8 protein-coding genes and 1 tRNA gene are annotated in these 11,997 nt (G+C 38.5%); 3 read left to right on the forward strand and 6 right to left on the reverse strand.

The genetic code is table 11. From position 1 onward, the window contains the following. Window positions 1-260: 260 nt before the first annotated feature. The 4 genes from PSE72_RS11255 to glyQ all read right to left on the reverse strand — a co-directional run bounded on the left by PSE72_RS11255 (window position 261) and on the right by glyQ (window position 5,361). Entirely contained in the window at window positions 261-1,784 is a 1,524-nt protein-coding gene (locus PSE72_RS11255) for a ShlB/FhaC/HecB family hemolysin secretion/activation protein (protein WP_217007865.1), read from the reverse strand. Window positions 1,785-2,076: 292 nt separating this feature from the next. Next, window positions 2,077-2,153, reverse strand: a tRNA-Pro gene (locus PSE72_RS11260). A 220-nt stretch (window positions 2,154-2,373) separates the two neighbouring features. Further along, complete coding sequence (gene glyS, locus PSE72_RS11265) at window positions 2,374-4,443, reverse strand: glycine--tRNA ligase subunit beta (protein ID WP_198641917.1); 2,070 nt, start codon at window positions 4,441-4,443, stop codon at window positions 2,374-2,376. 9 nt (window positions 4,444-4,452) lie between these two features. Continuing rightward, window positions 4,453-5,361, reverse strand: a complete 909-nt coding sequence (gene glyQ, locus PSE72_RS11270; protein WP_004262647.1) for a glycine--tRNA ligase subunit alpha — start codon at window positions 5,359-5,361, stop codon at window positions 4,453-4,455. Window positions 5,362-5,563: 202 nt separating this feature from the next. Between glyQ and PSE72_RS11275 the strand changes: the two genes are divergently transcribed. After that, window positions 5,564-6,127, forward strand: coding sequence for a DNA-3-methyladenine glycosylase I (locus tag PSE72_RS11275; RefSeq protein ID WP_115166401.1), 564 nt, complete (start codon window positions 5,564-5,566; stop codon window positions 6,125-6,127). A gap of 205 nt (window positions 6,128-6,332) precedes the next feature. Further along, complete coding sequence (locus PSE72_RS11280) at window positions 6,333-7,589, forward strand: valine--pyruvate transaminase (RefSeq protein ID WP_115166400.1); 1,257 nt, start codon at window positions 6,333-6,335, stop codon at window positions 7,587-7,589. 318 nt (window positions 7,590-7,907) lie between these two features. Here the strand turns inward: PSE72_RS11280 and PSE72_RS11285 are convergent, their stop codons facing one another. Continuing rightward, the gene (locus PSE72_RS11285; protein ID WP_115166399.1) at window positions 7,908-9,566 is read right to left on the reverse strand and encodes a putative transporter; all 1,659 of its coding nucleotides are present in this window, start codon (window positions 9,564-9,566) and stop codon (window positions 7,908-7,910) included. Window positions 9,567-9,956: 390 nt separating this feature from the next. Between PSE72_RS11285 and PSE72_RS11290 the strand changes: the two genes are divergently transcribed. Next, the gene (locus PSE72_RS11290; protein ID WP_115166398.1) at window positions 9,957-10,265 is read left to right on the forward strand and encodes a YceK/YidQ family lipoprotein; all 309 of its coding nucleotides are present in this window, start codon (window positions 9,957-9,959) and stop codon (window positions 10,263-10,265) included. 307 nt (window positions 10,266-10,572) lie between these two features. Here PSE72_RS11290 and PSE72_RS11295 read toward each other — a convergent pair whose 3' ends face one another. Beyond that, on the reverse strand, window positions 10,573-11,901 hold the full coding sequence (locus PSE72_RS11295) for a DUF3748 domain-containing protein (protein ID WP_115166397.1): 1,329 nt from the start codon (window positions 11,899-11,901) through the stop codon (window positions 10,573-10,575). Window positions 11,902-11,997 lie beyond the last annotated feature (96 nt).

An 11,997-nucleotide genomic window follows, 5' to 3' on the forward strand; every position in this document is an offset into this window, starting at 1 on the left:
GAATCGATGTGGGAATTATTTTAGTATGTAACTATTTAGTTTGTTTTTTATGCAAATAAAAAACATTCAACTGCCTACGCTAAACATAATTTTAACTATTTGATAACTTAAAGAATAAAATAATACTCGCCGTATTATTTCAGCCTATTTATTGGCGTACAGAAAATGCTCTAATACATACGATAAAAACTACAATTAGCTAATTTGTATAAAAAACACCACTTAGATGACGCGAAAAACAATACAATCTACTGATTTTATTAATAATAATATGCAACATGAAGGCCCGAACTGACATCATGCATAACAGGTTGGTTTCCTTGCCAAAAAGGCATTTCCGCAAATAAGTGATATGACAAACGCCCTAATTGGCCTTTTGCTCCTATCCTTCCACCTAGTAATACGTTTTCCTTCCAAAATGTTGCTTTATCATTTGCCGTTGCTCCTATACCCAATGAAGTATATAGAGCCACTTGCTGCCAAGGAGTATTCCATAACAGTTCATTTTCCAACCTTAAGCTATTATCCCCCATATCAGTATATTGCGGTCCGCCAGTAAAACCGCTAATACCACCAGCTCCAACTAATGATTCTTGGTCTAGTAACACATCTAACTTGTCACGGCTCAGCTGCACCTCAAATTGGCCTTGATATTGAAAAGGAAGCACTTCTCTATACGTTGAAAGTGATATTTTCAAAATTTGAGGCTTACGCAATCCCGTTATTTGCTGTGCATTAGCACCAAACCAGTCAGTTCCTTGCTTATATTTTAATTTTAGTAAGGTATTGCCTTGTAAAAAATTAGTTTGATGAGAAAATTCACCAATAATGTAATTAGCATAGCGCTGTTGTGTTTGTAAGTATAAATCAGACAAAAAAGTGTCACTTTTTTGGGTTTGAGACCCTATACTTATTGAAGTAACCGAATGTTCAGTTCGCTTTAATAAGTATTCTGCATTTAGTAAGAGGAACCAGTGGTACTGTTGTAGTGGTAAAGCCATATCATAGCCGGTAAGAACGGATTTATTTTCCTGATACCCACCAGATACAGAAAAAAGCCAATAATGATATGGAAGGGAATAGAACAATGCTGCTGATGTTATTTCAGTGTCTTCCGAACCGCTTAGCTGACGACTGACTTCCGAATATAAAAAATCACTGCGTAGCAAAGGATTAGCGGCCATAAAAGTATGGCTAACTGTATTACCTACCTGCCGAGCAATTGAGCGTGACTCAAAAGATAGAATCCGTTGAAATTCACGTCGGTGTTGACCAATCACCAATATTTGCGTGCCGTTTTCATTGGTTTCATCTGGAATTAATTTAATTTGAAAGGGAAGCAAAGAAGTGTTTTGTAAATTGTATAAGCCTTGCTCAAGATGCCAAAAGTTAAGCGCTTCCCCTAGCTTAAAAGGAAATACATGTGGCAGTAAGTTGTCTTCTCTCGGTTCATTTTGATAAACCACCGAAGAAACGGTTCCTACTATTATTTTTGCTTGCAGGATACCAAACAGAAAAGTTTGCTCTGGATAATATAAATAAGAGGTCAGGTAGCCAGCTTTAATAAGCTCAGCCCTAATATAGTCTGCATAGTCGAGCAAACCTTGCTCACTAATACACTTACCTTCTAGCTTTTTTCGCCATCCATCAATATGCCTAGATGAAATTTCAGTTAGCTGCTGAGCATCGATTAAATAAACTTGGTTAATTATGATACATGTAGGTAATGTTTGAGTAATGGCAGTAACAGGCGTTATAGCATGGCTATAAGCTTTATTGGGCATGAACGCCCAAAAAAAGAAATAAAGGTATATTGATAAAACGTTGTTGGCTTTCATTAACGAGTCCTTGTAATGAAAAAGCTTTTTTACTGGAAACAACATAAAAATGAATAACAATATGAATGAATAATATGGTTATCTGCGAACAATAAATAACTCATCAGCTCAACTAAGAACGGGTTATATATCAACAGAAATAGGCGATGGAGAGCAAGGCAAGTTAGTCTGAAATTATAGATAGAAAAAGGAAGATAAAAACGAAAAAACCCACCTCAATGAGGTGGGTCTTAGAATTTGGTCGGCGAGAGAGGATTCGAACCTCCGACCCACTGGTCCCAAACCAGTTGCGCTACCAAGCTGCGCTACTCGCCGAAAACGGTGTGAATAATACTGCCAAGAACGAAGATCGTCAACCCATTTCTCGCCAATTCTGTTCGTTTGCTGATAAAACCACCAAAACGGTAAGGTTTATAAGCCAATCACCTTATTTTAAGTAAAAAATAAGCACTAGAGTATTTTAGTGCTTATTTATCAAACAGGTTAGCATTTATAAAAATAGCGTTAACAATAAGCTAAAAACCTAATTTAAAGCCTATTGCAGCAAAGAAATATCTGCTACTTTCAAGAACAACTCACGTAACTGGCTTAATAGCGTCAAGCGGTTAATACGCACCGCTTGGTCTTCATCCATTACCATAACATTTGCAAAGAATTCATCCACGATATCGCGTAAAGAAGCTAATTCAACTAAAGCCTCTTGATAATTTCTTTCTGCAAACATTGGTGCAAGCTTATCTTGTAGCACCACAACATGAGTCGCTAACTTGACTTCTTCAGGCGTTTTTAAAACAGATGCTAAAACGTTGTCAGCCAGTTTTTCTTCTGATTTACTCAGAATATTGGAAACACGTTTATTTGCCGCTGCAAGTGCCTGTGCTTCTTCTAATGAACGGAAGTGAGTAACTGCTTTCACTCGTGCATCAAAGTCAGCAGGTTGTGTTGGATGACGAGCTAATACCGCTTGAATGGTATCAATGCTATAGCCTAATTCTTGATACCAAGAACGGAAACGACCAAGCATAAACTCTACAACGTCATTAACTACATTTTCATTGGTTAATTTATCGCCATATAAACGAGCCGCTTCTTCTGTCATTTCAACGAGATCAAGCTGGTAGCCTTTTTCAACGATAATGCGTAGGACGCCTAGTGCAGCACGGCGCAGAGCGAATGGATCTTTATCACCTTTAGGATGTTGGCCGATACCAAAAATACCAGCAAGCGTATCCATTTTTTCAGCCAATGCTAATGCAGCTGACACATCTGTCGATGGAAGTGCATCTCCTGAAAAACGTGGCTGATACTGCTCTTTTAAAGCTAATGCAACGTCTTCTGACTCACCGTCATGGCGTGCGTAGTGCATTCCCATAACGCCTTGAGTGTCTGTGAACTCAAACACCATGTTAGTCATTAAGTCACATTTGGCTAATAAGCCAGCTCGTGTTGCATGGTTGACATCTGCACCAATTTTACTCGCAATCCAGCCTGCTAACGCTTCTAAACGATCTGTTTTATCACGCAGCGTACCTAATTGTTTTTGGAACAATACAGTTTCTAAACGTGGTAAGTTATCTTCCAAACGTTGTTTACGGTCAGTTTTAAAGAAAAATTCGGCATCAGCCAAACGCGGACGTACAACTTTTTCGTTACCTGAAATGATTTGCTGAGGATCAGAAGACTCAATATTTGCCACAAAGATAAAGTTAGGCATTAACTTGCCAGCCTTATCATAAACTGGGAAATATTTTTGGTCCCCTTTCATGGTGTAAACTAGCGCTTCGGAAGGAACATCTAAGAATTTCTCTTCAAATTTAGCCATTAAAACGACCGGCCATTCAACCAATGAAGTCACCTCTTCAAGTAAGCTATCCGTTAAGTCAGCTTGGCCACCAAGAGCCTGAGCCGCTTTTTCCGCATCCGCTTTAATAACCGCTTTACGTTCTGCGTAATCCGCCATGACTTTACCGCGTTCACGTAAAATGGCTGGATATTGTTCAGCGTTATCAATAGTAAATTCAGCTTCACCCATAAAGCGGTGGCCACGAATTGTGCGCCCGCTCTTAATACCTAAAATTTCACCCTCGATAACATCACTACCTAACAGTAATGTGACTGTATGAACAGGGCGAACGAATTGAGTGTCTTTATCTGCCCAGCGCATTAATTTAGGGATTGGTAATTTTGCTAGCGCACGGCTAGTCATATCAACCAATAATTCGCTGACAGCCTGCCCTTTCATTTGGGCACGGTATAGTAACCATTCACCTTTATCTGTGGTCAAACGCTCAGCTTGGTCAACGGTAATACCACAACCACGAGCCCAGCCTTCAGCAGCTTTAGTTGGTTGGCCATCCGGACCAAATGCCTGAGAGATAGCAGGACCGCGTTTTTCAACTTCACGGTCTGGCTGTGAAGCCGCTAAATCAGCTACTTTAAGTGCTAAACGACGAGGGGCAGCAAACCACGTTACTGCACCATGGGCAATATCTGCACCATCAAGTTCAGCCGTAAAATTTGCAGCAAATGATTCAGCTAATGAACGAAGAGCCTTCGGCGGTAACTCTTCGGTGCCGATTTCCACAAGGAAAGTCTGTTGAGTCATGACAGCCTCTTAGTTCTTATGACACATAGGGAATCCAAGCGCTTCACGAGAAGCATAATACGCTTCTGCAACCCCTTTAGTTAGGGTACGAATACGTAAAATATAGCGTTGGCGTTCAGTAACAGAAATGGCTTTACGTGCATCTAGTAGGTTGAAAGTGTGAGCCGCTTTCAAGATACGTTCGTATGCAGGTAGTGGAAGTGGTGTTTCCAAAGCCAGCAAGTGTTGAGCTTCTTTTTCATACTCTTCAAAACATTTGAAAAGAAAATCAACATTTGCGTATTCGAAGTTATAGGTTGACTGCTCTACTTCGTTTTGATGATAAATATCACCATAAGTGGTTTTACCCAATGGGCCATCACACCAGACAAGGTCATACACGCTGTCTACGCCTTGAATATACATCGCTAAGCGTTCTAGGCCGTATGTAATTTCACCTGTTACGGGTTTACATTCAAGACCACCGACCTGCTGGAAGTAAGTAAACTGAGTCACTTCCATCCCGTTAAGCCACACTTCCCAGCCTAATCCCCAAGCACCCAATGTTGGGTTTTCCCAGTTATCTTCAACAAAACGAATGTCGTGAACTGTTGGGTCAACACCTAATTCTTTTAAAGAACCCAGGTATAATTCTTGGATGTTGTCTGGTGATGGTTTGATGATCACCTGAAACTGATAATAATGTTGTAGACGGTTTGGGTTCTCGCCATAGCGACCATCAGTTGGTCGGCGAGATGGTTGAACATAAGCCGCAGCAATAGGCTCAGGGCCTAATGCACGCAAACACGTCATTGGGTGAGAGGTTCCTGCGCCGACTTCCATGTCCAATGGTTGAACAATGGTACAGCCTTGACGCGCCCAGTAGTCCTGTAATGTCAGGATAAGACCTTGGAAGGTTTTGGTATCAAACTTTTGCATGTTAGATCCGCACGCGATACGTAAAATTTAATGAAAGTACGCCAGTATACCCTTTGACCGCAAGATATACAGCATTGAATATGTCTGTATTTATTCTAAAAATAAAAAAAAATACTTTCCCCCCTTTCAAGCTGGTTATTTATACAGTATAAATAGTTTGTTTTTTGAAACAAGGTTATCGAGACTGTAAAAAGGATGAAAAATGGATACTCCCCTGACACGCTGCCATTGGGTCAATCAAGATCCTGAATATATCGCTTATCACGACCATGAATGGGGCAAACCCACTTATGACAACTTAACACTCTTTGAAATGATCTGCCTTGAAGGCCAACAAGCCGGGCTATCTTGGTACACTATTTTAAAAAAGCGCCAAGGATATCGTGATTTATTTCATCATTTCGATCCTGAAAAAATTGCATTAATGGATGAAGACGATATTGAGCAACTTATGCAAGATACTCGCATCATCCGTAACCGGTTAAAAATCAATGCGATTATTGCGAATGCAAAAGCCTACTTAAGCATGAAAGAAAATGGTGAAGATTTTTCCATTTTTATTTGGCAATTTGTAAATGGTCAACCCATTGTCAATGGTTGGGAAAAACCATCGCAAGTTCCCGCGGAAACTGAAATTTCTAAGCTTCTTTCCAAGGCGCTCAAAAAACGTGGGTTTAAATTTGTCGGTTCGATCACTTGTTATGCATTTATGCAGGCAACTGGCATGATAAATGACCATTTAGTGAATTGTTGCCAATTTAAATAAATTAGTTTTTATCGATGTAACTCATCGAGTAAAAAGAAAAATAAACCACCAAAGCATTAACATTGCAGTGTTTTAGCCTGTTAAATATAATTTTATTGATATTTTACCCCAAAAAAAGATAGAAATGGGTGGTTGAACTCTGAGATGCAGCGGAGTATGTTTTAAATTCCATTAACAATCTAATAAATATATGTGAATAAATGCGATGATATTTTCTAAATTTGGTAATAAATTTGCTCAAAACTCAGGTATTTCATTATTAATGAAAGACTTGAATGAAGGCATAAGAACCCCTGGCTCCATTATGTTAGGTGGAGGAAATCCTGCTCATATCCCTGAAATGGATAAGTATTTTCAAGATCTATTAGCTGAGATGTGTGCTAATGGCCAATTGACGGACACTTTATGTAATTATGATGGTCCTCAAGGTAAAGATGCCATGTTGAAAGCGCTTGCAGCAACGCTAAAAGCAAAACTAGGTTGGAATATTAGCGCGAAAAATATTGCCCTATCTAACGGCAGTCAAAGTGCTTTTTTCTATCTATTTAACTTGCTAGCCGGTCGCTTTGAAGATGGTATCACCCGTAAAGTGCTATTTCCTCTTGCCCCTGAATATGTCGGTTATGCAGACTCAGGTCTTGATGATGGCTTATTCGTTGCTAATAAGCCACAAATTGAATTTTTACCTAATGGTCAATTTAAATACCGAGTAGACTTCAACACATTAGAGGTTACTGATGATATTGGTGTGATTTGTGTGTCTCGCCCAACAAACCCGACCGGTAATGTCATTACTGATGAAGAAGTTGAGCATTTAGACCAACTAGCTAAACAACATAATATCCCACTATTAATAGATAATGCTTATGGTGTTCCTTTCCCTGGCATTATCTTCAGCGAAGCTACGCCATTTTGGAACGAAAATGTCATTCTTTGTATGAGTTTATCTAAACTTGGTTTACCTGGAACTCGATGCGGCATTATCATCGCTAACGAAGAAATCATTGAAGCTGTTAGTAACATGAATGGTATCATCAGCCTTGCCCCAGGTGGCATAGGCCCTGCGCTTGCCTTAGAAATGCTTAAAAAAGATGACCTTATCTCGTTATCTAAGAATGTAATTGGTCCTTTTTATAAGCAGCGTGTAGAAGAAGCCATCGAAATTATTCGCCGCTATATCCCAGAAGATAAGTGTTTAATTCATAAGCCAGAAGGTGCCATTTTCCTCTGGTTATGGTTTAAAGACCTACCAATTAATTGCTTAGAATTATACCAACGCTTAAAAAAACGTGGTGTATTGATGGTTCCCGGACATTACTTCTTCCCTGGTATTGAACAGGATTGGCCACATGCGCATCAATGTATGCGTATGAACTATGTCCCTGAGCCAGAAAAAATCGAACAGGGGATCAAAATATTAGCTGAAGAGCTTGAAAAAGCTTATCAAGAAGTAACCTGTTAGATTATGAAATAACAAGGGTTTTAACCCTGTTATTACAATAGTTAGGTAAAAAAAAGCCCTTTCATGTAGAAAGGGCTAAAAATTAGCGAGAACTCCGTAATTGAAATCAAATTAACTTTTCAACACGAATATCATTCAAAACTATTAGAACATCTTTTCTATTTGGTTATTGCTTGAACAAAAGCACTTTTTGCCCCTATATATCGTGATACCTTTCATTACTCGCTTATACTCCAATTATCGAAACTCACTTATCACATTGAAAAAATTATAATTTTTAAAATTTCAATAAAATTTTGGTTGATCATCATATGGGTACTAAACAGCCCAAAATAAAATAGCCAGCAATTGAGGTGAAATAATTCTTAAAAACATCGCTAATGGATAAACCGTTGCATAAGATAATGCCGGAGCGCCGCTGGTCGTATGTATATTATTTGCGAATGCTAATGCGGGAGGGTCTGTCATGGAACCCGCTAGCACACCACAAAGACTTAAATAGTTCATTTTTCCAAAAATTCGAGCTACTACACCTGTAATAAACAACGGTACAAACGTAATCAATAACCCATAGCCAATCCACGTCAACCCATCACCTTTAATTAAAGTATCAATGAAGCCACCACCAGAATTGAGCCCTACCACTGCAAGGAACATGACAATCCCTAGCTCCCTTAACGCAAGGTTAGCACTCGGAGGCATAAACCAATATAAGCGCCCAATAGTCCCTATACGACCAAGAATTAATGCAACAACTAGTGGGCCTCCTGCTAGTCCAAGTTTCAACGCTGCTGGGAAACCAGGAACAAAAACGGGTATTGAGCCCAGCACAACCCCTAGCCCGATTCCAAGGAACACAGGTAACATTTGAACTTGCTGTAGTTTTTGTTTTGCATTACCTAATAAAGCGGTGACTGCTTCAATTGATTCAGGCCGACCAACGATATTTAAAATATCACCAAATTGTAAAACTGAATTGTTATTAGCAACTAAATCAATACCCGTACGGTTTAATCGTGTCACAACAACGTCATATTTTTGTTTTAAATTTAAGTCCTTAAGCCTTTTACTTAGTACAGCATCATTCGTCACAACCACACGAACGGAATGTAAAATAGAGCTTGATGTAGACAGAGATGCATCAACTTCTTCGCCTAATATTAAGCGAACTTTATTTAAATCATCTTTTAAACCAACAACGTGCAATAAGTCACCTAAATGTATTTCTGTTGTGGGTTGGGGAACAACGAGCATATCTCCGCGTTTTAATCTTGAACAAACAATCGCTTCGCTACCAAGTAGTGGGATGTCTTGCATCATTAAGCCATCAAGATTGGCGTTACGAATGGCAATATTCATAGTCTGCAGAGAGTCGCGCTGTTGAAAAGAGGAATTATTAAATGCAGAAGCTTCTTTTTCTACTGAAATTCTAAAGATGATGCGTACTAACCACATCACCAGTAAGATGCCACAAATTCCCATAGGGTAAGCCATGGCGTAGCCCATTCCCATTTGGCCAATTAGATTAGGGTCAGAGCCTAAGTCAGTTAAAATTTGCTGACCAGCACCTAAAGATGGCGTATTCGTTACTGCCCCTGAAAAAATACCTAAGATAATCGGCAATGGAATATTTGCGACTTTATATATGATTGCTGTTACCACCGCACCTAAGACAACAACCATCAACGCGAAGCCATTTAGTTTGAGACCAGAAACACGTAGAGAAGAGAAAAATCCAGGTCCAACCTGAATACCAATCGTGTATACAAACAGTATCAAGCCAAATTCTTGAATAAAATGCAGCATGTCTTTATTCAGTTGTAAGCCGTAACTTTGAGCAAAATGCCCAACGATGATCCCCCCAAATAGGACACCACCAATCCCCAGCCCAACACTACGGATCTTCCAATTACCAATCCATAGCCCTAAAGCAGCGGCTAACGCCAACAAACTTACAGTAAGAGCTAATTCACTCATAGACCGCATCCTTTTGACGACAAGTTACCCGTTAAACACACCCAAATAGGTGATAAAACATACTACTGAATCGATTATGCCAAATAGTATAAGGGTAATATGTGCCATAGAGCACAGTTCAGAAGGAATAAATGATCTATTTTTTTAGAGTTTTCAAACTGATAACAAATATAAAATAGTATGTCTTTATTTCTTAACGTTATTTATTATTCATCGAATAGATACTGAAGACAAACATTTTTAGTTAATAGCTACAAGTAAACTATTAACTAAAAAAATACATACGGTTAAATAAAATAATAATATGATACTATTATTGTGAATTTCTTGTTTTTCGTTATTATAAGTCAATATTAGGAATAACAAGCTAAATACAGGTTAACAACGTCTATGCCGAGTTTAATTTCAATACGATTATGTTTCCTTATCGCACCGCTTATTTTGAGTGGTTGCTCGAGTATTATGACTCATGCAGGCCCTTCAGAAGGTTATTATCCTGGTTCGAAAAATAGCATTAAAATGATTAAAGATGATGAAACCGGCTGGGTTGTTAAGCCTTTACTTGCTATTGATTTACCTTTTTCTGTTGTTATGGATACTCTTTTAATTCCTTTAGATTACGCGAAATCGGGTAATGATGATAAAGCTGATTCACCAAAGAGACGCATAGAAGAACTTGAAAAGAAAGATAAAGACTAAAAATAATTTGGGTTAAATCAAACGTTTGTAATTAAAATTTCACTGTTTAATAAATGTATTTACTAATACATTATTTTTAATCTAAGATCTGACTAATCATTTATATAATATATTTTCAATTATTATCTTATTTAGATAGGACCATTTTTAACTAAATATTTTATTTATAAGTGTCTTTGTACTCAACATATGAATAATTAGCAATTAAGTGTTCTAAATACCAATTAGAGTCAAATAAAAACAATTACGAATAGAAAAGTTAACCAGAATTTTTGTACCCGTAATTGTAATAATCTAATTATTACATTTACCAATTTAAACCGGTTTCTACTGTATAAATTTGCCTAAATCCATCAATATCACGCATAAATGCGATCAACTCATTATTAGGTGAAAATACAACTGCATCAACAACAGGGGCAAGCTCAGTTCGTTGCGTTAATTTTTGTATGGCTCCGGTCACGACATGGCAATACATGACACTATTGTCACGAATAAAGCAGATGTGCTCACCTTTACTATCCCAGCTAAAAGCTGATTGAACAGGTGAAGAACCATGCGTTATTTGCCTTTGTATTCCAGTTAGCGTATCAACTAACCATAACTGAACATTACCGTCATCATCCTTCATTAAACAAGCGATCGATTTACCATCTGGCGAAGTTCTAAGCCAATGTCGTGGTTGTTTTGCTAAACCAGGAAATTTTCTATTGTGCGTATAGGTTAAGCGCCTTTGCTGTATACCTTTTGGAGGGGATGGCATACTCGATTCTGTTCCTTGGATAGGAAATTCCCCCGCAACCATGTAATCCTCCGGCTGTGAAGGCAGATCGACAATGTATATCTCAGGAATAATTTCTCCATCTGTAGAATGAGTATCGCCAATAAACACCAGCGCTCTTTCCTGCCACTTTCCATTCTCTTTTTGATAGCCTTTTCGACCTACCCAGCCCTCTTCATATGCACGGCTAATTTCATCGCTGCTTGGTTTAGGTTGTTGCGTTGTTCTCGTCACAACACAACAAAAGTAATCGCCATTATATTCTCGAAAATGTTTTTGAGGGCTTATATTAACAGGCCCAATAGGTACTGCAATTGCAACATTTCGTTGGTCTAATCGCACATCTAATTCATGCATTACATGGTCGTTATAGGTAAAGCTCAGCCACTTTCCGTCTGGACTAAAAACATGAACATGAGTGCCTCCGCGTAATGCTCCTACTATATAAGGAGGCGTAATACACATTGCATCAATTGGATGAGCTACGTTTAATTGGTCTTCTTTGACATACACCCCTCTTCGATGGTGAAAGTCATATTGCCACTGTTCATCTGGATGCTCAGGACCATGGATAAAAGCATATTGAATTGGTGGTTGAGGACTTACCGTTACCACCCCAACGTGAGCCCCATGGCTTGCGTGATAAATTTCAACGGTCTGTAATGTTTTTACATGAATTTTTTCTATAGATAAACCGGTAAAAGAACTACCGTTTGGTCGTATATCATAAGCTAACCATTCGCTATCTGGAGTCCAAACATTAATGTTCGTTAGTTGATGGCTTCGCTCATCGTATGTTAAACGTGTTTCTTTATAGGGCAATTTATTATTCAATCTGTTATCCTTTGACATCATTTAATATCGCTATCGGATTACTTTAACTAATCTAGTTTAGTCAATACTAGAAAATCTCAGTCGAGAAGTTTCACAAGTAATATTACCCTTTAGCAA

The sequence above is a fragment of the Providencia sp. PROV116 genome, from assembly GCF_028482485.1.
Lineage (GTDB): Bacteria > Pseudomonadota > Gammaproteobacteria > Enterobacterales > Enterobacteriaceae > Providencia > Providencia rettgeri.